24 protein-coding genes are annotated in these 22507 nt (G+C 63.9%); 10 read left to right on the top strand and 14 right to left on the bottom strand.

The window, feature by feature from the left end; all coding sequences use genetic code 11:
• Window positions 1–5: 5 nt before the first annotated feature.
• From ACIQTZ_RS03770 to ACIQTZ_RS03730, 9 genes are read right to left on the bottom strand one after another with little or no spacing between them, the layout of a single operon-like run.
• Window positions 6–683, bottom strand: a complete 678-nt coding sequence (locus ACIQTZ_RS03770) for an SDR family NAD(P)-dependent oxidoreductase (protein WP_402977646.1) — start codon at window positions 681–683, stop codon at window positions 6–8.
• Window positions 680–1912 (bottom strand): exo-alpha-sialidase, encoded by a 1233-nt coding sequence (locus ACIQTZ_RS03765; RefSeq protein WP_402977643.1) that lies wholly within the window; start codon window positions 1910–1912, stop codon window positions 680–682. The genes ACIQTZ_RS03770 and ACIQTZ_RS03765 overlap by 4 nt, the downstream gene beginning before the upstream one ends.
• 3 nt (window positions 1913–1915) lie before the next feature.
• Window positions 1916–2692 carry an HpcH/HpaI aldolase/citrate lyase family protein gene (locus tag ACIQTZ_RS03760; protein ID WP_402977640.1) on the bottom strand — a complete coding sequence of 259 codons (777 nt, stop codon included), beginning with the start codon at window positions 2690–2692 and terminating at the stop codon, window positions 1916–1918.
• A gap of 47 nt (window positions 2693–2739) precedes the next feature.
• On the bottom strand, window positions 2740–3729 hold the full coding sequence (locus ACIQTZ_RS03755; protein ID WP_402977637.1) for an aldo/keto reductase: 990 nt from the start codon (window positions 3727–3729) through the stop codon (window positions 2740–2742).
• A 33-nt stretch (window positions 3730–3762) separates the two neighbouring features.
• Window positions 3763–4593, bottom strand: coding sequence for an ATP-binding cassette domain-containing protein (locus ACIQTZ_RS03750; RefSeq protein ID WP_402977634.1), 831 nt, complete (start codon window positions 4591–4593; stop codon window positions 3763–3765).
• A complete protein-coding gene (locus tag ACIQTZ_RS03745) occupies window positions 4586–5533 on the bottom strand; it encodes an ABC transporter ATP-binding protein (RefSeq protein WP_402977631.1) in 948 nt (315 codons plus the stop codon). The genes ACIQTZ_RS03750 and ACIQTZ_RS03745 overlap by 8 nt, the downstream gene beginning before the upstream one ends.
• 1 nt (window position 5534) lies before the next feature.
• Entirely contained in the window at window positions 5535–6473 is a 939-nt protein-coding gene (locus ACIQTZ_RS03740; RefSeq protein ID WP_402977628.1) for an ABC transporter permease, read from the bottom strand.
• Entirely contained in the window at window positions 6470–7405 is a 936-nt protein-coding gene (locus ACIQTZ_RS03735) for an ABC transporter permease (RefSeq protein WP_402977625.1), read from the bottom strand. The genes ACIQTZ_RS03740 and ACIQTZ_RS03735 overlap by 4 nt, the downstream gene beginning before the upstream one ends.
• A gap of 3 nt (window positions 7406–7408) precedes the next feature.
• On the bottom strand, window positions 7409–8983 hold the full coding sequence (locus ACIQTZ_RS03730; protein WP_402977622.1) for an ABC transporter substrate-binding protein: 1575 nt from the start codon (window positions 8981–8983) through the stop codon (window positions 7409–7411).
• A 217-nt stretch (window positions 8984–9200) separates the two neighbouring features.
• Between ACIQTZ_RS03730 and pdxA the strand changes: the two genes are divergently transcribed.
• The 4 genes from pdxA to ACIQTZ_RS03710 all read left to right on the top strand — a co-directional run bounded on the left by pdxA (window position 9201) and on the right by ACIQTZ_RS03710 (window position 14111).
• Window positions 9201–11531 carry a 4-hydroxythreonine-4-phosphate dehydrogenase PdxA gene (gene pdxA, locus ACIQTZ_RS03725; protein ID WP_402977620.1) on the top strand — a complete coding sequence of 777 codons (2331 nt, stop codon included), beginning with the start codon at window positions 9201–9203 and terminating at the stop codon, window positions 11529–11531.
• A gap of 40 nt (window positions 11532–11571) precedes the next feature.
• Window positions 11572–12381: a serine hydrolase domain-containing protein gene (locus tag ACIQTZ_RS03720; protein ID WP_402977618.1), complete on the top strand. Its 810-nt coding sequence runs from the start codon at window positions 11572–11574 to the stop codon at window positions 12379–12381.
• Window positions 12312–12731, top strand: a complete 420-nt coding sequence (locus tag ACIQTZ_RS03715; protein WP_402977616.1) for a hypothetical protein — start codon at window positions 12312–12314, stop codon at window positions 12729–12731. The genes ACIQTZ_RS03720 and ACIQTZ_RS03715 overlap by 70 nt, the downstream gene beginning before the upstream one ends.
• A gap of 78 nt (window positions 12732–12809) precedes the next feature.
• A complete protein-coding gene (locus ACIQTZ_RS03710; RefSeq protein WP_402943120.1) occupies window positions 12810–14111 on the top strand; it encodes an MFS transporter in 1302 nt (433 codons plus the stop codon).
• 13 nt (window positions 14112–14124) lie between these two features.
• On the opposite strand, the gene ACIQTZ_RS03705 is transcribed toward ACIQTZ_RS03710, so the two are convergent.
• The 4 genes from ACIQTZ_RS03705 to ACIQTZ_RS03690 form a co-directional block, all read right to left on the bottom strand.
• Window positions 14125–14478, bottom strand: coding sequence for a TraR/DksA family transcriptional regulator (locus ACIQTZ_RS03705; protein WP_400332129.1), 354 nt, complete (start codon window positions 14476–14478; stop codon window positions 14125–14127).
• A 76-nt stretch (window positions 14479–14554) separates the two neighbouring features.
• Window positions 14555–14983, bottom strand: coding sequence for a VOC family protein (locus ACIQTZ_RS03700; protein ID WP_400332126.1), 429 nt, complete (start codon window positions 14981–14983; stop codon window positions 14555–14557).
• Window positions 14984–15072: 89 nt separating this feature from the next.
• The gene (locus ACIQTZ_RS03695; protein ID WP_402942727.1) at window positions 15073–15528 is read right to left on the bottom strand and encodes a VOC family protein; all 456 of its coding nucleotides are present in this window, start codon (window positions 15526–15528) and stop codon (window positions 15073–15075) included.
• Between the two features lie 120 nt (window positions 15529–15648).
• Window positions 15649–16026 carry a VOC family protein gene (locus tag ACIQTZ_RS03690; RefSeq protein WP_402942729.1) on the bottom strand — a complete coding sequence of 126 codons (378 nt, stop codon included), beginning with the start codon at window positions 16024–16026 and terminating at the stop codon, window positions 15649–15651.
• 122 nt (window positions 16027–16148) lie between these two features.
• Here ACIQTZ_RS03690 and ACIQTZ_RS03685 point away from each other — a divergent pair, with 122 nt between their 5' ends.
• Window positions 16149–16538 carry a DUF3054 domain-containing protein gene (locus tag ACIQTZ_RS03685; RefSeq protein ID WP_402977614.1) on the top strand — a complete coding sequence of 130 codons (390 nt, stop codon included), beginning with the start codon at window positions 16149–16151 and terminating at the stop codon, window positions 16536–16538.
• Between the two features lie 73 nt (window positions 16539–16611).
• A complete protein-coding gene (locus tag ACIQTZ_RS03680; protein WP_018777675.1) occupies window positions 16612–16890 on the top strand; it encodes an Lrp/AsnC family transcriptional regulator in 279 nt (92 codons plus the stop codon).
• Between the two features lie 22 nt (window positions 16891–16912).
• Here the strand turns inward: ACIQTZ_RS03680 and trpD are convergent, their stop codons facing one another.
• Entirely contained in the window at window positions 16913–17983 is a 1071-nt protein-coding gene (gene trpD / locus ACIQTZ_RS03675; RefSeq protein ID WP_402977612.1) for an anthranilate phosphoribosyltransferase, read from the bottom strand.
• Window positions 17984–18131: 148 nt separating this feature from the next.
• Between trpD and ACIQTZ_RS03670 the strand changes: the two genes are divergently transcribed.
• The 4 genes from ACIQTZ_RS03670 (at window position 18132) to ACIQTZ_RS03655 (ending at window position 22464) form a co-directional block, all read left to right on the top strand.
• Complete coding sequence (locus tag ACIQTZ_RS03670; RefSeq protein WP_397321701.1) at window positions 18132–18770, top strand: heme-copper oxidase subunit III; 639 nt, start codon at window positions 18132–18134, stop codon at window positions 18768–18770.
• A gap of 86 nt (window positions 18771–18856) precedes the next feature.
• On the top strand, window positions 18857–19645 hold the full coding sequence (locus ACIQTZ_RS03665) for a c-type cytochrome (RefSeq protein ID WP_397321700.1): 789 nt from the start codon (window positions 18857–18859) through the stop codon (window positions 19643–19645).
• A 97-nt stretch (window positions 19646–19742) separates the two neighbouring features.
• Complete coding sequence (locus tag ACIQTZ_RS03660; protein ID WP_397321699.1) at window positions 19743–20813, top strand: Rieske 2Fe-2S domain-containing protein; 1071 nt, start codon at window positions 19743–19745, stop codon at window positions 20811–20813.
• Entirely contained in the window at window positions 20791–22464 is a 1674-nt protein-coding gene (locus ACIQTZ_RS03655) for a cytochrome bc complex cytochrome b subunit (protein ID WP_400332112.1), read from the top strand. Before ACIQTZ_RS03660 ends, ACIQTZ_RS03655 begins: the two co-directional genes overlap by 23 nt.
• Window positions 22465–22507: the final 43 nt, after the last annotated feature.

The raw sequence follows: 22507 nt of genomic DNA, 5'->3' as shown, positions 1-22507 counted from the left end.
CGGTCCTACAGCGATGCGCCTCCGCAGATGACGTAGTTCTGCCCCGTGATGGATTTGCCGTGCGGCCCCAACAGGAACGCCGCAAGTGCCGCGACGTCCTCCGGGTCCACCAAGGAACCAAGCGCGGGCAGGATGGGCGGTGTGGCGGACCTGCCGGGATCGGCCAGCATCGGGGTGTCGGTGGGTCCGGGAGAGAGCACGTTGACGGTGATCCCCCGCGGAGCCAGTTCCTGCGCCCACGATCTTCCCAAACCCATCAAGGCGGCCTTCGTCGCGGCGTACTGGCTCTTGCCCGGTGCGCCGGTGGAGGTCCGGCTGCCCACCAACAGGACCCGGCCGCCGTCGGGCATCTCCGGCACCACCGCGTTGGCGAGGAGCTCGGCAGCAGCGACGTGGACCGTGAACATGCCGGCCAGGGCCGCGGCGTCCAGCTCGCCGAGGCGCGCGGTCCGCTGGAACCCGGCGGCATGGACCAGGGCATCGAAGGGTCCATGCGGGCTGACGGCCGCAACGAGCGATTCAGGCTGCGCCAGGTCGGCCTGCACCCAGCTGAAACCTTCCCCGAGCGCTGACTCGCCACGGCTCAGCCCCGTCACCCGCCAGCCATCCGCCAGCAGCTTGGCTGCGATCGCCTTGCCGATGCCGGAGCTCGTCCCGGTGACCAACGCGTGTTGTTGCGTCATTCCTGTCCACCCGGGGTGGACGTGCCCTGATAGGCCCACTCCGGGCCAACCCGGACAAACTTGATGGCCTGGCGGAAATACGTGTACGCGATGTTAACCGCGCCATCCGGTCCCTGGTGGATGGAAGGATAGGAGTACTCCCGGTTCAGGCCGTCGCGGGAGTTGTTGGACAAGCAATAGCCGTCTCCGACGTCCAGGTTCCGCCGGATTGGCCAGCTGCGTCCGCCGTCCTCGGAGATCGCGAGGGTCATGGGCGATCGCGGAGTTCCCCAGAAGGCCTTCCGCTCGTCGCTTGCCTCTGCGGTGGGTTCCACGGGAGCCAGCTGTCCCTGTTCCTCGGCCAGTCCGTCGTCGTCGATTTCGTCGTAGAGGGAGAGCCGGCGTTCGGTGCCCTCTTCGGCGCGGCTGTGGTTGTAGACCAGCGCCAGGCGACCATCCGCCAAGGCCGTGAACTGGATGGAGGAGTTGTTGTTGGGCAGCTCCGTGGGGACGGGCTCGCTCCACGTGCTGCCATCGTCGGTGGAACGGGACTCATGGATGGCGTCGGCCCAGCGGCTCCTGAAGAGCGCCAGCAGGCTGCCGTCCTGGAGAACCTGGATGTTCATGTGGACGCAGCCGAGGCTTCCGGGCAGCACCTGTTCAGACCACGTGGTTCCGGCGTCGTCGGAGATCATCACGGCGCTGTCGTCGCTGTTGCCCACCCATTTCTCGCCGGGTGTGGTGATGCAGCGGAAAATGGGGATGATGAGGCGCCCGGACGGCAAGGCGACCGGCAGTTGCCGGACGAAGACACCGCCCGTTTGATTGGCGGCGAAGAGGGTTTCCACTGCGCCCCAGGTGCGGCCACTGTCCGTTGATGTACGACGCCGGACCTCGGCTGTGTCCTGGTTGCCCGCCTTTTGGGCGGTGTACAGGAGCCACAGCTCACCGTTGGGGGCGTTGAAGAGGATGGGGTTCTGCTCCGAACGGGTGGAGTCGTTCGAGAGCTGCTCCGGCGCCGACCACTGCCGGCCGCCGGCGTCAAGGGTGGCGAACCAGATGGAAATGTCCGGGACACCTTCCTGGGTACCTCCGAACCAGACGCAGGCGAGGCGTCCGTCGGGCAGTGTCAGCAGGTTGGCGGCGTGGCTCTGGACCGTGGGCGCGGGCAGGTAGGCAAACTCCGCATCCAGGGCCTCCTTCACGAGTCCGTCCGGGGTGATGGTGCTGTAATCGGTGGTGGTCTGCACGGTTCAGTCCTTGGCTTTTGCGGCGTCGAGGTGGGACTTGGCGATCTGTTCCAGGTGCGTCAAATCGGAGGCCACCGTGGTGAAGGTGTATCCCTGCTTGAGGCGCTCCGCCGCCACGGAACCGGCAGGCGTGTGGATGCCCGCCGCGATGCCTGCGGAAGCCGCAGCGTCCGCAATGGTCTCGAGGGCCGCGTTGAACTCCGCTTCCACGGCGGGGTCGCCCGGGAAGGCGCCACCCACGGCGATGGCCAGGTCCGATGGGCCAACGTAGATGCCGTCGAGGCCCGGAGTGGCGCAGATTTCCTTGACGTTCGCCAGCCCGTCCGGGGTCTCGATCATCGCGAAGACAAGCGTGGCGGCGTTGGCGTCGGCCGGGACCGGACCGATCCGCAACGCGGAGCGCATGGGGCCATAAGAACGGCCGCCCATCGGCGGATACTTGGCTGCAGCCACGGCTGCGGCTGCGTCGGCCCCGGTGTTGACCAGCGGAACAATGACGCCGACGGCTCCGGCGTCCAGGGCTTTGCCGATCGCCGTCAGGTTGTTGTCTTCCACCCGGACCATTCCGACGGCGGTGTGCCCGGCGTCGATGGCCATGAGCCCGTTCAGGACGCCCGAGTATCCGAGCAGGCCGTGCTGGGCGTCCAGCGCAACGTAGTCGTAGCCGAGCCGGCCGATGCGTTCCGTGGCCACCGGGGCGTCCAGGACTGCCCAGTATCCAACGGTCTGTTCACGGGCCCGGATCTTCCGGGCGAATTCGAGGGCCAGTTCCGAAGTCATGTTCTCTACCTTTGGTTCGTCGTGGGTTGCGTGGTCAGGAGTGTGTGTCAGCGGTTGTAGGCCGGCATGGGTCCGCGGAGCCCGGCCCCCACCGTGTCGCATGCGGCCACCGTGTCGGCGTCGAGCGGCCCCTTGGCCACTGCGGCGATGTTGGATACCAGCTGCTCCACTTTGGAACCGCCCAGCAACATTGAACCGACGCCGTCCCGGTAGCCAAGCCACCGCAGGGAAAGCTCCGGAAGTCCAATGCCGGCGTCGGAGGCAATCCCTGCGAGCGCTGCCACGGCGTCGAACAGTTGCTTGTCCCAGTAGCGCTGGGTGTACATGGCCGCGAGCTTGGAGTCACCGAACCGGCCCTCTGAAGGTTTCGAGTCGAAGCTGTGCCGCCCGGTCAGCAGGCCGCCGCCCAGGGGGTTGTACACCATGGTGTGCACGTCATGCGATGCCGCGAATTCGAGGTACTCCTCTTCCAGGCGGCGGGCCACCAGGTTGTATAGCTGCTGGGCCACTACGGGCCGCGGGGCGCCGACTTCCCGGGCAACATGGATCACGTCCGCGATCTGCCAGGCAGCGAAGTTGGAGACGCCCAGGGCACCGATCTTGCCCTCGGCAACCAGTTCGGCCACCGTCCCCAGGGTTTCCTGCAGCGTCGCCGCACGGTCCGGCTGGTGGAGGTAGAACAGGTCGATGCTGTCCACGCCGAGCCGGCGCAGGCTGCCTTCGACGCTGGTACGCAGTCCCCTGGCGGACAAGGGAGAGGCATCCCCGTGGTCTGCGTGCGGCATGCCGGCCTTGGACGCCAGGAGCACTTGTTCCCTGCGGTCCTTGAGGAGCCGGGAGAGCATCTCCTCGGTGGCGCCTCCCACGTAGGCGTTCGCGGTGTCGATGGTGGTGATCCCGGCGGCGAGCGCTTCATCCACCATGCGCCCTGCGGTGGCTTCGTCCGCTGTGTCGCCGAAGGTCATGGTTCCCAGGACAAGCTTGGAAATCGGCAGGCCCAGGCCTTCGATGCTTGTCCCTGTGTGCTGGTTGCTCATGTGCTGTGGTTCCTCGGGTTTGGATGGTTGGTTTCAGGCGCTGGCTTTGAGGGCCAGGGAGGACACGATGTGGCGGGGCTTGAGTCCGTGCATGCCGGACGGGTCCAGGGCGGCGCGGCGCAACCGCCGTGTGTAGTCTTCCGCAGGACTGGTCAGCACTGACGCGGTGGGGCCGGCTTCCACCAGTTGGCCACGCCGCATCACCATGACGGTATCGCTGATCTCCTGCACAACGCCCAGGTTGTGGGAGATGAAGACGTAGGTGATGCCGGTTTCTTCCTGGATGGATTTCAGCAGCCTGAGCACCTGGGCCTGTACGGAGACATCGAGCGCGCTGGTGGCTTCGTCGCAGACCAGGAGTTCCGGCTTGGAGGCCAGGGCACGGGCGATTCCGATGCGCTGCCGCTGGCCACCGGAGAATTCTGCCGGGTGTTTCTGCAGCGATGCGGAGGGCAGGCCCACTTGGTCGATGAGTGTGGCTGCTGCCTTGTGGCGTTCGGCTTTGGACCTGATGCCCTGGAGTTTCAGCGGTTCCGCCACGATCTCCTGGGCGGTCAGGTGCGGGTCCAGGGAGCCGTAGGGATCCTGGAAGACCATTTGGAACTTCGAGCGGAGGGGGCGCAGTTTCGACTCGCTCAGGGAGGCGAGGTCTGTGCCGTCCAGGTTGATCCTGCCGCTGGTGGGGGTTACCAGCCGCATGAGCGCCTTGGCAATGGTGGATTTGCCGCAACCGGACTCCCCCACCACGGCGATGGTCTTGCCCTTGTCCACCGAGAAGGAAACATCGTCCACGGCCCGGAACGTTCCGCCGGGCACGTGGTAATCCACCACGAGGTTTTCTACGGAGAGGAACGGTTCAGTCATGGCGGACTCCTGTCCGGGTGAGCGTGGTGGGTGGAGGCTCGACGGCGGAACCTGGCGTGGGTGCCTCCGTGCGGGCCGTCCGGGGTTGGGTTTCATCCGGGGTTTCATCCGGGGTTTCGTCCCACGCGCCCAGTACCGGAACAGCGGCCAGCAGGCTGCGGGTGTACTCCGTGGCCGGGCTGTCAACGATTTGCTGGACTTCCCCGGACTCCACAAAGGTCCCGTTCTTCATGACGTGGATCCGGTCGGAGATGAGGCGGGCCACTCCAAGGTCGTGGGTGATCATGAGGATGCCGATGCCCCGCTGCTCCTGCAGTTCCAGGAGCAGGTCCAGGATGCCTGCCTGGACCGTCACGTCCAGGGCTGAGGTTGGTTCGTCGGCAACCAGGAGTTGCGGTTCGCTGGCCAGGGCGATGGCGATCAGCACGCGCTGCAGCATGCCACCGGAGAGTTGGTGCGGGTACTTTTTCAGTTGCTGTTCGGGCAACGGGATGTGGACCTGCTGCAGCAAGCGGATGGCACGGGCCCGGACAGCATCCTGGTCCTTGGCCGATGCGGCACCGGCGATGCGGATGGCTTCGAAGAGTTGGCTGCCAATCGAGTGGACCGGACTCAAGGCAGTCATGGGGTCTTGTGGAATGAGGGCAAGCGTCTTTCCCCGGACCTTGTTGATGGCTTTCGGGTTGGCCACCACGTCTACGTCTTCGATCTTTACCGTTCCGGAGAGGACGGCGAGGTCAGGGGGCAGCAACTGGAGGATGCCCATCGCCGTCGTTGATTTGCCGGAACCGGACTCGCCAATGATGGTGACGGTCTCGCCCCTGTGGATGCTGAAGCTGACATCGTCCACGGCGCGGATGATCCCGGCTTCGGTGATCAATTCAACCTGGAAGTTCCGGACGTCCAGCAGGGCGGGTTCGGTGCGGGTTTGCGTGTTCATCTCAGGCACCCTTCTTCTTGCGGCGCGGACGGTCGCGGAGGCCGTCACCGAGGAGGTTGACGCCTACCACCATCAATACGATCACCAGGCCGGGCAGTGTGACCATCCACCAGGAGGTTGTGATGTAGTCCTGTCCATCGGAAATGATGCGACCCCAGGTGGCGAAGGGACGCTGCGGACCGGCGCCGAGGAAGCTGAGGGCGCTTTCCAGCAATACCGCCTGGGCCAGGAGCAGCAGGACAACCAGCGTGGCCTGCTTGATGACGTTGGGAATGATGTGCTGGATCAGGATCTGGATGCGGTGCAGGCCCAGGATGCGGGCTGCGGAAACGTAGGGTTTCTCCCGTTCCACCAACACCATGGACCGGGTGAGCCTGGCGACTTCAGGCCATTGGGCGATGGCGATCACGAACGTGATCACCGGGATGGACGGGCCGAAGAGCGCCACCACCAGCAGCAGCATCATGAGCAGGGGCAACGACATCTGTGCTTCCAGGATGCGCGAAACCACAGTGTCCACCCAGCCGCCAAAGTAACCCGCAGCGGCGCCAAGGATGATGCCGATGGCACCGGACACCACCACGGAGAGGACTCCGATGGTCAGCGAGACCTGGCCACCGTGGAGGACGCGGGACAGCAGGTCGCGGCCGAGTTGGTCTGTGCCGAACAGGTGGCCATCCACCAAGGGCGCCAGGCGCCGGGCGGACAAGTCCTGGTGGTTGGCGTCCGGGAGGGGAAGTACCTGTGCCAGCAGGATGGGGATGATGACGATCAAGGTGCACACGGCACCGATGCGGATCTTCCATTTGGCGGCGTTCCTGCGGCGCGTGGCACCAGCCTTGGCGATCATCGCCGTGGTGACCGCGCTGGGGGAAGGCCTGCGCTCCGGCTGTCCGGCCGGGACTTCGGCCGGGGTGGTTGCGGTAGGACTGGTGCTCATGCTGCTGCCGCCTTTCCAAGACGAACACGGGGATCCAGGAGGGGGTCGGCCAGGTCGATGACCAATTGGACCGCCACTGCCAGCAAAGCCGTGATCAGGACGGTCGCCTGGATGAGGGGGTAGTCACGGGTTTCAAGGGCCCGGACAATCAGGGAGCCGACTCCCGGCCAGGCGAAGACCACTTCCACTACCACCACGCCGTTGAGCATCGCCGCGAAGCGGGTACCCAACGCGGTGAAGACGGGAATGGCCGAGTTGCCCATGGCGTAGCGCCACGTCAGGAGGGAGTTCCGGACGCCTCGGGAGCGGGCCACCGTCAGGTAGGGTGCGGCGAAGTTGGTGGTCATTTCACGGCGGACCATGCGCGAGATCAAGGCGATCTGGAGGATCGCGATGGTCACCGTGGGGAGAACCAGCCCGCCCCAGGTGGCGAAACCGGAGGCCGGGAACAGCGGAACCAGGACAGCGAATCCCGTAAGGAGCATGATGCCCGTCCAGAAGTCCGGCATCGACTGCCCGGCAATGGTGAGGACGTTGACGCCGAGTTCGCGGTTGGTATCCGGGCGGCGGGACATCCAGACGCCCAGCGGAATGGCGACGACGGCGGTCAACAAAATAGCGGATGTCGCCAGGGTCAGGGTATAGGGCATCCTTTCGGCCACAACCTGCATGGCCGGGGCCTGGAACGAATAGGACGTTCCGAGGTTGCTGGTGAACAGCTGCTGCAGGAAGATCCAGTACTGCTCAAGCAGGGGACGGTCCAGGCCGAACTGCTCGCGGACCCGCGCCAGCTCCTCGGTTGTTGCCAGCGGCCCGGCATAGGACACGGCGGGATCGCCCGGGGCCATGCGGATCAGGATAAAGACGGTGGAGACCGTCAGGAACACGGTCAGGAGTCCCTGGCCGGCCCGTTTGAGGATGTACTTCGTCATGGCTTAGGCCTCCAGCCGGACATCGACGAGGGGGTAGGAGTTGGTGGGGGCCAAGGAGAGCCCGTCTACGCGCTTCTGGTGGGCCAGGACGGATTTCGGCACGAACGCCCACGCACACGGCCAGGTATCCCAGATGGCCTGTTGGGCGGCGGCCAGCCGTTCCTGCCGCAGGGTGGGATCCACCTCGGACGAGGCTGCCTGGATCTTCTTCTGCACGTCCGGGACGACATATCCCTGGTAGGTATCGCGGGTCTTCTCCTTTTCGGCAGTACCTGCGTACATTCCCTGCATCATGGTGATGGCCAGTCCCGTGGGACTGCTGAAGCCGTTCCCGAGCAGGTCCCAGTCCCCCTGCTTGCCTTGGCGCCAGGCGAGGATGTTGCCACCGGGTTCGAACTGCTGCAATTGGGTCTTGACGCCGATGGCTCCAAACATCTCCACAAGGGCCTCCATCACGGAGGTGTCGGAGGCGAACTCGCCGGTCTCCCAGATGATCTTCAGCTCGAGGTTGCTGACTCCCAATTGCTCCAGGGTGGACTTCGCCTTGGCGGGATCGTAGGTGTACGTCCCGGTTTTGGCGTATCCGGTGAGGCTGGACGGGACGACGCCTTCGGCTTGGCTCACAGAGTCCACCAGCACGTCCTTGACCAGGGCTTCACCATCAATGGCCCAGCTGAGGGCTTCCCTTACGCGGACATCTGCCAGGGGGTGGCCCGCGGGCTTGCGGAAGTTGTAGAAGATCTGGTTCAGGCGCAGGCTCGAAGCTTCTGCCAGCACGACGCCCGGGAGCCCCGCGAGCTGTTCGCGTGAGTCCGGGGTAATGGAGTCGATAATGTCCACCTCGCCGCTGCGCAGGGCGATCACGCGGCTGGATTCCTCAGGGAGGAACCGCACTTCGACGTTGTCCACCTCGGGAGCCGGACCCCAGTAATTTTCGTTCCTCCGGAGGCTGTACGTGCCGGCGCCGCGGTTGAATTTGGTCACCATGTAGGGGCCGGTACCCACGCCGTCCTGCAGTTCTTCCGGCTTGTTGCTAGCGGCCGGGCTGATCAGGATCATGCTCATCAGGGAGTCCAGGATGGGGATCGGATTCTTCGACTCCATGGTGAAGGTCCGGTCATCCACGGGCACAACCGTGGGGAATTCCGGAAAGAAGCCCGCCACGAAGGAACCTTGGACCTGCTGGTACATTTTGAGCGCTGTGGCAACGTCGTTGATGTCAACGGGGGTGCCGTCCGAGTACTTGATGCCTTCGCGGAGGCGAACGGTCCATTGAGTGGGTGAGGTCATCTCAAAACGTTCGGCCAGGACAAGCACGGGCTTGGTCTCGGGACCGATTGCCGTGAGGCCTTGGCGTACTGCACGCTGCACCGTCACTGCGGCATCGAACTGGTTGAGCTTGTTGTCGAGGCTGACCAGTGAACGGTTGAGGGCCAGCGTCAGGGTGCTTGGTCCTGGAAGTCCGGTGGGGCCTGCGCACCCTGCGACGGTGCCGGTGCCCAGGAGAAATCCGGCGGCTGCGCCGAACTGCAGGAGGCGGCGCCGTGAGATCTCGGTTCCTTGAGGAAGAACGGTCATCGTTGACCTCTCGGTTGGTTGGGGAGACGGCCGGCCGGATTGGCTGCGCCGTGTTGCATGGATCACTCTGCCACCTCTGCGCGAAATACGCAACAGCCATGGCGCATTTCGCGCAATCATGCCATGATGGTCCCACGGACCGCCTCATCTGCAGGCGACGCGACCGGCCAGCGAACCCGCTGGCCGGTTCCCACAGCAAGGTCAGGAAGGAGGACACGTGGACACACCCCCGCGCCTCATCATCCAGGCGGACGACTACTCGGGCGCAGCAGAGGCGGGACAAGCATTTGCCGCGCAAGGATTCACAACCGGCATCGCCTTGGGCGGAGCTGGCCGGACAGCGCCCCTTTCCATGGGCTCCCCCGATGTCCTGGTACTCGACACGCATACCCGGGGAGCCTCCCCTACCGACGCCCGGGCTGCGGTGGCACAGGCCCTGGATTCAGCCCGCCGCGACACCCGGACAGTGGTCTTCAAGAAGACGGATTCGCTCTGGCGGGGCAACATCGCCGCCGAAATCTCTGCGCTTAACGCACTGGGCTACCACGTGGTACTCGCGGGTGCGCTGCCGCAACTGCACAGGACCGTCAAGGACGGAAAACCCTTCGTGGCAGGTATTCCCCTTGCCGCCACTGACGCCTGGCGTGCTGAATCCGGCCCAGCACCTGCGGCCGTAGGGGAACTCTGGGAGCCGCGCGCAGCCCAGCCCGCACGTTTGTCCCTTGACACCGTCCGCTCCGCCCATTTACCCGCGCGGCTTGCGGGCTTGCTGTCCGGCCACGCTCCCCGGATCGTGATAGCCGACGGCGAAACGGCTTCCGACCTCACGGCGGTCGCAGACGCCTTCATGGCCCTGCAGGACGACAACGGAGGAACCATCGCGTTGGCGGGCACCGGCGGCTTGGCCAAGGCATTGGCCGCCAGCATGAAGACCATAGTTGCGCGAAACGCGCAACCAGCGCTCCGCGAGCTGCTTATGGACACACGACGGCGGCGGGTGATTGCCGCCGTCGGGAGCGCCTCCCCGGCGGCCCGGATGCAACTGGACGGCCTGGAACGCAACGGATTCCGCACCGTTCGCCTCCAGCCCCGGCAACTCCACACTGGAGCCGCCCAGCCGTTGGTGGAGGAGTCCGCCGAAGCGCCCAACATGGTGGTCACCGTGGACTCTTCCGTCGTGGATCCCCGTGATGCCCGGAACATCGTGAAGGCGCTGGCCGGCGTCGTCGCGGACAACGCCCATGACGATCCTGCACCCGACCTCATCCTGACCGGGGGCGAGACGGCGCGGGAGGTGCTTGATGCCCTGGATATCGCTTCGCTCCAGCCCCTCGCTTCAGTGCAGCACGGCGCCGTCATCAGTGTGGCCGACGATGGCCGGCTGGTCGCCACCAAACCCGGCAGCTTCGGCACCAAGGATGTCCTGTCGCAGCTGTACCTCAGTATCCGGAACCTTAGGAGCGGCTCGTCTCCCCAGCCGCCCGCAGACAACCATTCCCCCTCGAACGACGGAGCAACCATGACTTCAACCTCTGCCCACCACGACAACCGGCCATTTATCGCCGTCACCATGGGTGACGGCGCAGGCGTAGGCCCCGAAGTCACCGTCGGGGCCCTCCTGGCCGAAAATGCCTACGACGACTGCCGGCCGGTTGTCATCGGCGACGCGTACCGGCTCCGCCTCGGGGCACAAGCCCTGGGTGCAACTGCGGACATTGTGGAAATCACGTCCGTACCGGACGCCGTCTTCGAACCGGGCCGCATCAATGTCATTGACCCCAAGCTCCTCTCTCCCGACCTCGAGTGGGGCAAGGAATCAGCCGAAGCGGGCAACGCCGCCTACCACTACATCCGGATCGCATGCGAACTGGGGATGGACGGGCAGGTGCAGGGTATCTGCACCGCTCCCCTCAATAAGGCCGCATTGCACATGGCCGGCCATGTGTACCCGGGACATACGGAACTTCTTGCGCACTTCATGGGAATCGACGAGGTGTCAATGATGCTCTCCACCCCCAAGGTCAAAGTCATCCACGTCACCACCCACATCGGGCTCATTGACGCCATCAACAAGATTGAACCCGGCCTGGTGGAACGGACCATCCGCCGCGGCCACGGCGCCATGCAGCGGGCAGGTATTGCTGATCCGAAGATCGGCGTGTGCGCCATCAACCCCCACGCCGGCGAGAACGGACTGTTCGGTTACGGCGAAGAAGCGGAGAAAATTACTCCTGCCATCGAGAAGGTCCAGGCTGACGGCATCGACGCCCGCGGGCCGCTTCCAGCCGATACTGCCTTCTTCCTGGCCGGACGCGGCGACTACGACCTCATCGTGGCCATGTACCACGACCAGGGCCACGGCCCGGTCAAGGTCCTGGGCATCGAGGCCGGCGTCAACATCACGGTGGGACTGCCCGTTATCCGCACCTCAGTGGACCACGGCACGGCCTTCGATATTGCCGGAAAGGGCGTCGTTGAGGTCGGCAGCATGATCGAAGCACTGAGGCAGGCCGCGGAAATGTCTCCGAGTCCAGCACCCCGCATGTAAGGCGCTGGATTTTGCTGTGCGCCCGGCGTAGAACGGGCTTATGGCCACCAGGCGCGGGCGGTTCCTGCTGGCCCTTTGCCTCAGTTTGTGGTTCCTGGGCGGATGCACGGCCGGCCCACCGGAGCCGTCGCCCCTGCCTGCCCCGGCGCCCGGTACCACAGACTCGCTTGAGCGGACGGTCCTGCATTTCCTGGAGGACGGCGTCACGTCCGTTGTTGTCCAGGTCCGGTGGCCCGGGGGTGAATGGTCCAAGGCATACGGTGTCCGGAACCTGTCCACCAACGATCCCGCACGGCCATTGGACAGGTTCCCGGCCGGCGGCCTGACCCAGTCCATGGTGGCCGCCGAAGTCCTCAAATTGGTGGATGAACACCGGCTGAGCCTCGATGGGCCGATCAATGATGCCCTCGCCCGCGTGGCACCGGAACTGAAACCACCAGGCGTTGTGACACTGCGGCAATTGCTGAACCATACGTCAGGTTTGCCCGACTTCTCGGACGAGTCATTCCGCGGGTCCAGGGCGGGCGGGACCCTCCAAGCACACATCAGCTCGCAGGATGGCCTGCGGTTGGCTGCCAGACTGCCATGGGAATCCTTCAACACCGGATTCTTCAACTATTCGGAGTCCAACTACCTTGCCCTCGGGTTGTTGATCGAGGACGCCCGCTCGCGTCCCCTGGACGAGATCCTCCAGAACGATCTGTTCCGTCCGATGGGCATGGAAAAACCACCCTTTCCGGGCCTGACCGGGGAGCCCGGGACAACCTTCACGGCTATGTCATGGACGGCAACCGGCAGGTTGATGTCACACAGGCCGACTATGTGGTGGGCTCCCCCGCCGGTGGCGTAGTGTCCACCACCGCGGACATCAACAACTTCTACCGCAGCCTGTTGTCGGGCCGCATCGCTTCCCCCGGGCTGGTCCGGGAAATGAAGGAAACGGGCAACGGCAACTACGGCCTGGGGCTCCAACGCTTCAGCATTGGTTGCTCCGGCGAACACAGGTACGGCAGCACCGGCCGCGTGTTCGGCTACCTTTCTGCGTCGATCAGCAGCGACGACGGCGGCAGCCAGGTCACCATGGGGCTGGCCCTGCCGCCGCTGCCCGTTGATGACCCCGTGGCGGACCGGCGCATAGGACTTTACGCCTCGCAAATGGTCTCCGCGGCGCAGGAAACGCTGGATCACTTGTGCCAGTGACAAGCTCTGGCGGAGCACGCACATCGGGACGAGAATGGGCACGTGGCCCACCCTCGTGCTGAAGGAAGCGGCGACACCATGAACGATGCCGCCCGGAAAATCCAGCGTGTCTATCTGACGCTGACGCTGGGAAACACCATCGCCGCGTCGTTCATTTGGGGCATCAACACCCTTTTCCTGCTTGACGCCGGCCTCAGCAACCTCGAAGCCTTCGCCGCAAATGCTTTCTTCACCGCCGGCATGGTCCTGTTCGAAGTCCCCACGGGAGTGGTTGCCGATGGCTGGGGACGCAGGGTCTCCTTCCTCCTGGGCACCATCACCTTGGCGGCGTCCACGTACTTGTACTACGTGATGTGGCAAATTTCGGCGCCGTTCTGGATGTGGGCCGTCGTTTCAGTGCTCTTGGGACTCGGCTTCACGTTCTTCTCCGGCGCGGTGGAGGCCTGGCTGGTGGATGCCCTCCGCTTCTCGGGCTATGAAGGCGGGCTCGAGACCGTGCTCGGCCGGGGCCAGATGGTCCAGGGCGTAGCCATGCTGCTTGGGTCCGTGGCAGGTGGCGTCATTGCCCAGGCCACCAACCTTGGCGTGCCGTTCCTGTTGCGCGTCCTGGTTTTGGTGGCGATGTTCGCCGTGGCTTTCTGGTTGATGCACGACGTCGGCTTCTCGCCTGAGCGGTCGACGCACCCCTTGGAGGCCACCCGGGCAGTCCTGGCCGCTTCGATCGACAACGGCCTGAAAAACCCGCCCGTCCGCTACGTGATGCTCGCCGCGCCCTTCAGCGCCGGCGTCGGAATCTATGTCTTCTACGCACTGCAGCCATATCTGCTGGACTTGTTCGGCGATCCGCACGCGTATTCGATTGCGGGGCTCGCCGCCGCGATCGTGGCGGGTTCGCAAGTGCTGGGAGGGTGGCTCGCACCGCTCGCCCGCAGGCTCTTCCATAAGCGGACCTCGGTCCTGATCCTCGGCAGCGTGGTGGGCGCCGTGATCCTGCTGGTCCTCGGATTCACCCGCGTGTTCTGGATTGCGCTGGTGCTGCTCGCCCTGTGGGCTGTAGTGGGGTCCGCTGCCACCCCCGTGCGCCAGGCCTATGTCAACGACCTCATCCCGTCCAAACAGCGTGCCACGGTCCTGAGCTTTGATTCCCTGATGGGATCCAGTGGCGGCGTCGTGGTGCAGCCCCTGCTGGGACGCGGCGCCGACCTCTATGGCTACCCGGCCTCACTGGCCATGGCTGGAGTCATCGAGATCATTGCCGTCCCGTTCCTCATCGCCAGCCGGCGGCAGTCCGCCTCAGCCGATCGGTCGACTTCCACTCCGGCCGGCACTGACCAACAGGGGCCAGCAAAGGACGAATGGCAGCCCGGACCGGCGGCCTAGCAGGACGGAACTGTCAGCGACCGGCTGAGGCGTGATTGACGCAGTACGGCGTCCACGGCCGGGCATCAAGCCGTCCCTCCGGTATCTGCACCCCACAAACGATGCATATCCCGAAGGTACCGGCTTCGATGCGCGCCAGGGCTTCCTCGATCTGGCCCAGTCCGGCGCGGCTTTGCTCCATCAGCGCTGAGGCCTGCGAGAGCTCAAAGGCGATCGTGCTGCCCTCGGGGTCGTGCTCGTCGTCGACATTCGAGTCCAGCCTCGCCGCACTGACCGAGGCAATGTCACCGCGAAGGGCGCCCAGCAAGGCCAGCTTCGCGTCCCGCTCACGCTCCAAAAGGACGCGGAAACGCTGGACATCAACCATGGTCCTCCTCGGTACCCAGATAGGTGTGCCCTCCCCGGAACTCCGGGAAGGGCACCTCGACTGCCTGCGGTAGAAACTACTGGGCCGGCTGGTCTCCGGCAATATTCACCAGCCAGGCAATGCCGAACTTGTCAACGCACATGCCAAAGACGTCACCCCAGGGGGCGCTCTCGAGGGGCATGGTGACGGTGCCGCCATCAACCAGCTTGTCCCAGTAGCCGCGGAGTTCTGCTTCATCCGACGACTCACCGCTGAGGGACACGGAGATGTTGTTTCCCGGGTTGTAGTCCATGCCGTTGGGCGTATCCGAAGCCATCAGCGTCAGGCCATTCGGCGAGACAAGCATGCCGTGCATCACTTTGTCGGCTTCGGCGGGATCCTGGCTGGCCTGGTAGTCGCCGAACGTACTGATGGTCAGTTCTCCGCCGAAGACGGTTTCGTAGAAAGTGATGGCGTCACGGGCGTTGTCGCGGAAAGAGATATAGGGGTTGAGGCGCGATGTCATGGCAGTGTTCTCCTCATGGTTGTGTTGGGCGCGCTGGTCGCCGTGCGGCCATGCTAGCAGCGGCATCAGGTGCCTGTCGCGCAGTCTTTTCAGTCGCCGTCGTAGGCCTTCCGAAGAGCTGCGATGTCAAGCTTCCGCATCTTCATCATGGCTTCCATGGCACGGCGCGCACCCTCGGGATCCGGTCCGGTGAGGACGTCCGTAAAGCCTTTGGGAATAACCTGCCAGGAGAGCCCGTACTTGTCCTTCAGCCAACCGCACATGCTTTCCTCCCCGCCCACCAGCAGGGCCTCCCAGTAGCGGTCCACCTCTTCCTGCGAATCGCAGTTGATCACCAGCGAAACAGCCTCGTTGAAGGTGAAGGCCGGGCCGCCGTTCAGGGCCATGAACTGCCGCCCCTCAAGCTCGAACTCCACCGTCAAGGGCTGGCCGTCCGGCCCCGGCATGGACTGCCCCATGACTGCGTTGTCAAAGGTCGAGGTGTAGAACCCGGCTGCTTCCGCTGCCTGGCCGTCGAACCACAAACACGTGGAAATCTTCTGCATTGCCTTGGTCCTCCCATGTGACTCGGGACAAGCCGTCCCCGGTTGAGGCTAGCGCTCCGGCGCGTTCGGGACAATGCCCGACGGCGGCACGGGTCACCGGCCCTGTTCCGCGAAATGCTCCTAGTCGCCGGACGTCCGGATCCGGCTCACCAGGCCCACGGTATTGCCCTCGCTGTCCTCCACGAACGCCATCCATTCCTCCGATCCCGCCGGGCCTAGCCGATCGTCCTCGTGGACGAAGATGACGTGCGGTTCTGCGAGTATCCGCACTCCCTTGGCGCGAAGCCCTTCAACGGACGAGTGGAGGTCTGCTACCTCCAGGTAGACCAACGCCGACGGCGCGCCCTTCTCCAGCAGGAGACGGACGCCACCGACATCGAAGAACAAGAGGCCGGGCGGATCAAAGACGGCCTGGGGTTCCCTCCCGAGGAGCGAGGAATAGAACTCCGCTGCCCGTTCCAGGTCCTCGGCGCGTTGGGCGACTTGGATGAACCGCATGATCAACCTCCATGATGGCCTGCCAGGCTTCTTCCGCAGCCATCGTCCCCATAAGGAGCCCGCCGATCAAGGGAAGTTCCCCTGCTTCGCGATATTCGCCGCGCACGGATAGTGTCGGTTGCATGCCTACCCCCAAGAGCCGGTGGATTTTCGCTGCCACCGGTGACCTCATCCTGATCCTTGTTTTCGCCGCCATAGGACGTGACGCCCACGCCCGGGGCGACATCATCGGCGGTGCTTTCCTCACCGCCTGGCCGTTCCTCGTGGGTGCCGCCGCAGCTTGGCTGGCCCTGCGGGTGTGGTCCAGGCCTTTTGCACTCTGGCCCTCCGGTGTGGCCGTATGGATGGGCGCGCTCATTGGAGGAATGCTGCTCAGGGCACTCAACGGCCAAAGCGTCGTATTGCCCTTCGTGATCGTGGCACTCCTTGCCCTGGGCATCCTGTTCCTGGGGTTCCGCGGGATTGTGGCGATCGCCAGCAGGCTTTCGAGGAAACGCCACAGCCGCTCCTGACAGGGACCGGAACAGACCATATGCACTAGGCTGGAGAACGTCCGCAATGACGCATTTTTCGGAAAGGCCCCCCGTGATCACCGCATTTGTCCTGATCAAGACCGACGCTTCCCGTATCCCGGAAACTGCCGAACAAATTTCGGCCATCCAAGGGATCAGCGAGGTCTATTCAGTGACTGGCGAATGGGACCTGATCGCCGTGGCCCGTGTCTCCAAGCACGAGGACCTGGCAGACGTCATCGCAGACCGCCTGTCCAAGGTTCCGTCGGTGGTCCACACCACCACGCACATCGCTTTCCGCGCCTACTCGCAGCACGACCTCGATGCTGCCTTTGCGCTCGGATTCGAGTAAATTTCCGAATCCAGTCCGGAAATTACCCCGGAACCTGGCTCCGGCTGAGGTCCGTCCATTTCGCCAGGACGCCGGCGGCAGCACCGGTATCGACGGACTCGGCAGCCCGGCCGAAAGCGGCCCGCATCCGGTCAACGAGCGTTCCCTCCGCGGCAAGGTCAGCAGCGACAAGCCCCGCGGCCGCGTTCAGCAGCACGGCATCACGTACGGGGCCGTTCTTGCCGTCGAGGATGTCCCGCACCACCTGGGCATTGGCCGCGGCATCACCGCCGCGGAGGTCCGCCACGGTGGACGGGCGGATTCCAAGGTCCGTTGGCGAAAAGACCTGCTCGGCAACCACACCGTCACGGATCTCCCAGACAGTCGAGGGACCCGTTGGAGTCAGTTCATCCAGTCCGTCGTCACCACGGAAAACGAGTCCGCGGCTGCCACGCCGCGCAAGAACGCCTGCCACCAGGGGTGCCATGCGGGCATTGGCCACACCCACAGCGGAAGCCTGCACGTGGGCAGGATTGGTCATGGGCCCCAGGAAGTTGAAGGCCGTAGGAACGGCAAGTTCCCTGCGAGGAACAGCGGTATGCCGGAAGGACGGGTGGAAGACCTGCGCGAAGCAGAAGGTGATTCCTGCCTCCTCCGCATTGCGGGCTACCTGCTCTATGGACAGGTCCAAACGGACCCCGAGCGCTTCGAGGACGTCGGCGGAGCCAGAGGCGGAAGATGCGGCACGGTTGCCGTGCTTAACGACCTTGGCCCCGGCGCCGGCAGCAACAAGGGCCGCCATGGTGGAAATGTTCACCGTGTTGAGGCGGTCGCCGCCGGTACCAACAATGTCCAGCTTCTCACCGGAGATTTCTATGGGGTTTGCGTTCTGGACCATGGCTTCCACCAGGCCCGCAAGTTCTTCCACGGTCTCACCCTTGGCGCGCAGGGCCACGAGGAAGCCGGCGATCTGCGCCGGAGTCGCATCTCCGGCCATGATCGTGTTCATGGCCCACTGCGTGTTCTCCACCGCAAGGTCGTCGCCATTGATCAGTGCAGAGATGAGCCCTGGCCAGGTGTTGCTGGCTGCAGGTGCCGATGCCGGAGAAGTCACTCCCCGATGCTATCGACCGAGCAGCGCCGATGACCAATGTGAACCTGCCCGGGAACTTTTCCGCGCGATTTCGCGTCTTTGTAGAAAAAGTCTTCCCAAACGGTGGTTTGCATTGGGAACTCTGGACTTTTACAGACATAATGTCCTTGTGACATCTGCGACCCATGCCCCCAGTACCCCGGCGCACCCGACGCTGAACCGCCCCAACCTGGTTTCTGTTGGAACCGTTGTTTGGCTGTCCAGTGAGTTGATGTTCTTCGCCGGCCTCTTTGCCATGTACTTCACCCTGCGTTCCACGTCCGGAGCGCTGTGGGCCGAAGAGACGGCCAAGCTCAACTTCCCGTTTGCGCTCGTAAACACCATCGTCCTCGTGGCCAGTTCCTTCACTTGCCAGATGGGCGTGTTTGCTGCCGAACGGCTCGAACCGCGCCGCACGGGCGGCCCTTTCCAGTTCACCCGCTGGGGCATGAATGAATGGTTCATCCTCACCTTCATCATGGGTGCCTTCTTCGTAGCCGGTCAGACCACGGAATACGCCATGCTCGTCTCCGAGCACGTTTCGTTGTCCTCCAACGCCTACGGTTCCGCCTTCTACATGACCACCGGCTTCCACGGCCTCCACGTCATCGGCGGTTTGATCGCGTTCCTCTTCATCATTGGCCGCGCCTTCGCAGCCAAGAAGTTCGGACACTTTGAAGCTACCTCGGCGATCGTCACCTCGTACTACTGGCACTTCGTCGACGTCGTGTGGATCGGCCTCTTCCTGGTCATCTACGTCCTCAAGTAGCCGGCCTTGACTCTTTTTCTACAAGAGGCAGAATTTCAAGAAGCGGCTCACGGAGCCGACGCAGGATCGAATAAAGGAACCACCACGTGAAGGCACTCTCGCAGAAGCGACGTCACCCACTGGCAGCCATTGCACTGCTGCTGATGGGCCTCCTCCTCACTGGTGGGCTTTACGCCATTGCCACTTCCGTCAACCAGGCCAAGGCCGACACCACGAGCTACAGCGCCAGTGACGTAGAGGAAGGCGGCAAGCTCTTTGCCGCCAACTGCGCCACCTGCCACGGCATGGGTGCAAGCGGTACCCAGGACGGCCCTTCGCTGGTCGGTGTGGGTGCAGCAGCAGTTGACTTCCAGGTTGGCACCGGCCGTATGCCCATGCAGATGAACGGCCCGCAGGCCCAGAAGAAGCCCGTTCAGTTCAACGACGAGCAGACCAAGCAGCTCTCGGCCTACGTCGCATCCCTCGGCGCTGGCCCGGCCATCCCTGAGGAGCACCTCCTGGATGAGAAGGGTGACGCTGCCAAGGGTGGCGAGCTCTTCCGTGTGAACTGCGCCATGTGCCACAACGCCGCAGCCGCAGGTGGTGCACTGACCCGCGGTAAGTTCGCACCCGCCCTTGCCGATGTCACCGGCAAGCACATCTATGAGGCAATGGCCACGGGACCGCAGAACATGCCCGTGTTCAACGACTCGAACGTCACCCCGGAAGACAAGCGCGACATCATCACCTTCCTCAAGACCATCGAAGCAAACGGATCGCCCGGTGGAGCCGACCTCGGCTCGCTCGGTCCGGTGTCTGAGGGCCTGTTCGTGTGGGTGGCCGGCCTTGGCGTGATCATCGCCTTCACCATCTGGCTGACGTCCCGTACGTCCTGATCCACGCGGAAACAATCTTCTGCTGCACTGACAGCAGTTTTGAACTGAAAACAAACCCGGCGCAGGCCGGGACAACGAGAGAAGGATGAGGCGAATTATGGGCAACCATAGTGACGGCAGTCCGAACCACTCGGGCACCGTAGCTACGGCTGGTCAGAATGAGGTGGAGAAGTTCCAGGATCCTGGTCTTCCTCCGCATCGTTTGCGCCTGGCTGACACGGACCCGGTAGCCGCAAAGCGCGCCGAGCGTCAGGTAGCCATTCTGTTTGGCATTTCCGTCATCGGCACCCTGGTGTTCCTGGTGGCGTACTTCGCCATCGATCTGGGCGAGGACTCCACGATCGCGACGATCCGCACGCAGAACCTGCTGCTTGGCCTGGGCACCGCCTTCGCCATGCTCGGTATCGGCACCGGAATCGTCCACTGGGCCAAGGCACTCATGCCGGACCACGAAGTATCGGAAGAGCGCCACGCCATCCGTACCGAGGAAGACCGCCAGGCGGCCGTCCGCATCGTGGATGACATCGTCGAAGAGACCGGCATCAAGCGCCGCCCGCTGATCCGCAACACGCTCCTTGGAGCTGTAGCACTGGCTCCCCTGCCGGCGCTGGCCATCTTCGGGGACCTCGGCCCCCGTCCGGATGACAAGCTGGCGCACACCATGTGGGCTCCGCAGGATGGCAAGCTCAAGCGCCTCACCCGCGACCCCGATGGCACCCCCATCAAGGCATCGGACGTCACCATCGGTTCTGCCTTCCACGTCATTCCCGAGGGCCTCAACGAACTTCACGAGGGCAAGCTCAACGAGAAGGCCAAGGCCGTCGTGTTGCTCATGCGCCTCGACCCGAACTCGTTGCACCCGTCCGAGGGCCGCGAAAACTGGAGCTACAACGGCATTGTTGCCTACTCCAAGATCTGCACGCACGTTGGTTGCCCTGTTGCTCTCTACGAGCAGCAGACCCACCACCTCCTGTGCCCCTGCCACCAGTCCACGTTCGACCTGACGCAGGAATGCAAGGTCATCTTTGGACCGGCCAGCCGTCCGCTTCCCCAGCTGCCCATCGCAGTTGACGCAGAGGGCTACCTCGTCGCCACAAGCGACTTCAAAGAACCTGTAGGACCGAGTTACTGGGAGCGTGACGAGCATGAGCGCCTCATCAACAGCTGAAGCCCCCTTCGTAGCGAAGACCAAGGTTGGCCGTTTTACTGACTTCGTGGACGAGCGTGTAGGTGGCTCCGGTATCCTGCGCGAATTCGGTCGCAAGGTCTTTCCCGACCACTGGTCATTCATGTTCGGTGAGGTGGCGCTGTATTCCTTCGTCATCCTGCTGATGTCCGGAACGTTCCTGACGTTCTTCTTCGATCCCTCCATGGCGGAAACGCACTACCAGGGTTCGTACACGCCGTTGTACAACGTCGAAATGTCCGTGGCCTACAACTCGTCGCTGAACATCTCCTTCGACGTTCGCGGCGGCCTCTTCATGCGCCAGGTACACCACTGGGCGGCCCTGCTGTTCGTAGCCTCCCTCGGTGTCCACATGCTGCGCGTTTTCTTCACGGGTGCATTCCGCAAGCCGCGTGAAATGAACTGGGTTGTTGGTGGCGTCCTGCTCATCCTGGCGATGGCCGCAGGCTTCACCGGCTATTCCCTCCCCGATGACCTGCTGTCCGGCAACGGCCTGCGCATCATCGACGGCGTGATCAAGTCCATCCCGGTCATCGGCACGTACATCTCGTTCTTCCTCTTCGGCGGCGAGTTCCCGGGTACGGCCATCATCGGCCGCCTGTACGTCCTGCACATCCTGCTCGTGCCTGCCCTGATCCTCCTGATGATCGTCGTGCACTTGTTCATGGTTGTGGTCCACAAGCACACCCAGTACCCGGGCCCGGGCCGTAACGACGGCAACGTTGTTGGCTACCCCCTCGGTCCTGTCTACGCAGCCAAGGCCGGCGGCTTCTTCTTCATCGTCTTCGGTGTCCTGGCTCTCATGGCAGCCGCTTTCACCATCAACCCGATCTGGAACTACGGCCCGTACGACCCCTCCCCGGTTTCGGCTGGTACCCAGCCTGACTGGTACATCGGGTTCGTTGACGGCGCCCTGCGCTTGATGCCTGGTGTTGTGAATGGTTTCCACTTCGAGTACATCATCTTCGGGCACACGCTGACGCTGAACGTGCTTCTGCCGGCACTGGTCCCGGCGGGCATTATCTTCACGGTGCTGTTCATGTACCCGTGGATCGAGCGTTGGATCACCAAGGACAACCGTGAGCACCACGTTCTCGACCGTCCCCGCAACGCTCCGACGCGTACGGCCATCGGCGTTGCCGGCTTCACCTGGTACTGCGTCATGTGGGCAGCTGCCGGATCCGACCTCATCGCGACGCACTTCCACGTTTCGCTGAACGACGTCACCTATTGGCTGCGTGCGCTGTTCTTCGTGGGTCCGGTCATCGCGTTCATCGTCACCAAGCGCATCGCCCTCGCCTTGCAGCGCAAGGACCGCGAAATCGCACTCCACGGCCGCGAAACCGGTCGCATCGTGCGACTCCCCCATGGTGAGTTCATTGAGGTCCATGCTCCGCTTGACGAGTACAAGCGCTACAAGCTCGTTGGATTCGAGTCACCGGCTCCGCTGCCTGCAGAACCGAACGAGCACGGCGTGGTCACCCGCAAGGAAAAGCGTCGCGCTGCTCTCTCCAAGTGGTTCTTCGAGGACAGGGTTGCCCCGGCGACACCTGCCGAACTCGAGGCCGCACATGCTCATGGCCACCACGAGGCCATTGAAGCTGGTTCCGACCAGAAGAGCCTCAGCCACTAGCTGAAACCGCCGAAAGGGCGGGTCCGATCCCCAAGGATCGGAC

The sequence above is a fragment of the Paenarthrobacter sp. NPDC090520 genome, assembly GCF_044769205.1.
Taxonomy (GTDB): Bacteria; Actinomycetota; Actinomycetes; order Actinomycetales; family Micrococcaceae; genus Arthrobacter.
Note: the sequence above shows the minus strand (reverse complement) of the source record. Positions and strands in the feature narration are given on the sequence as shown.

Coding starts and splice junctions, on each gene's coding strand:
- ACIQTZ_RS03760 (WP_402977640.1), bottom strand. CDS start 2,692: ATGACTTCGGAACTGGCCCTCGAATTCGCCCGGAAGATCCGGGCCCGT.
- ACIQTZ_RS03710 (WP_402943120.1), top strand. CDS start 12,810: ATGAACGATGCCGCCCGGAAAATCCAGCGTGTCTATCTGACGCTGACG.
- ACIQTZ_RS03695 (WP_402942727.1), bottom strand. CDS start 15,528: ATGCAGAAGATTTCCACGTGTTTGTGGTTCGACGGCCAGGCAGCGGAA.
- ACIQTZ_RS03735 (WP_402977625.1), bottom strand. CDS start 7,405: ATGACGAAGTACATCCTCAAACGGGCCGGCCAGGGACTCCTGACCGTG.
- ACIQTZ_RS03690 (WP_402942729.1), bottom strand. CDS start 16,026: ATGCGGTTCATCCAAGTCGCCCAACGCGCCGAGGACCTGGAACGGGCA.
- ACIQTZ_RS03740 (WP_402977628.1), bottom strand. CDS start 6,473: ATGAGCACCAGTCCTACCGCAACCACCCCGGCCGAAGTCCCGGCCGGA.
- ACIQTZ_RS03750 (WP_402977634.1), bottom strand. CDS start 4,593: ATGACTGAACCGTTCCTCTCCGTAGAAAACCTCGTGGTGGATTACCAC.
- ACIQTZ_RS03705 (WP_400332129.1), bottom strand. CDS start 14,478: ATGGTTGATGTCCAGCGTTTCCGCGTCCTTTTGGAGCGTGAGCGGGAC.
- ACIQTZ_RS03745 (WP_402977631.1), bottom strand. CDS start 5,533: ATGAACACGCAAACCCGCACCGAACCCGCCCTGCTGGACGTCCGGAAC.
- ACIQTZ_RS03755 (WP_402977637.1), bottom strand. CDS start 3,729: ATGAGCAACCAGCACACAGGGACAAGCATCGAAGGCCTGGGCCTGCCG.
- ACIQTZ_RS03700 (WP_400332126.1), bottom strand. CDS start 14,983: ATGACATCGCGCCTCAACCCCTATATCTCTTTCCGCGACAACGCCCGT.
- ACIQTZ_RS03770 (WP_402977646.1), bottom strand. CDS start 683: ATGACGCAACAACACGCGTTGGTCACCGGGACGAGCTCCGGCATCGGC.
- ACIQTZ_RS03685 (WP_402977614.1), top strand. CDS start 16,149: ATGCCTACCCCCAAGAGCCGGTGGATTTTCGCTGCCACCGGTGACCTC.
- ACIQTZ_RS03715 (WP_402977616.1), top strand. CDS start 12,312: ATGGACGGCAACCGGCAGGTTGATGTCACACAGGCCGACTATGTGGTG.
- ACIQTZ_RS03730 (WP_402977622.1), bottom strand. CDS start 8,983: ATGACCGTTCTTCCTCAAGGAACCGAGATCTCACGGCGCCGCCTCCTG.
- ACIQTZ_RS03660 (WP_397321699.1), top strand. CDS start 19,743: ATGGGCAACCATAGTGACGGCAGTCCGAACCACTCGGGCACCGTAGCT.
- ACIQTZ_RS03655 (WP_400332112.1), top strand. CDS start 20,791: ATGAGCGCCTCATCAACAGCTGAAGCCCCCTTCGTAGCGAAGACCAAG.
- ACIQTZ_RS03720 (WP_402977618.1), top strand. CDS start 11,572: ATGGCCACCAGGCGCGGGCGGTTCCTGCTGGCCCTTTGCCTCAGTTTG.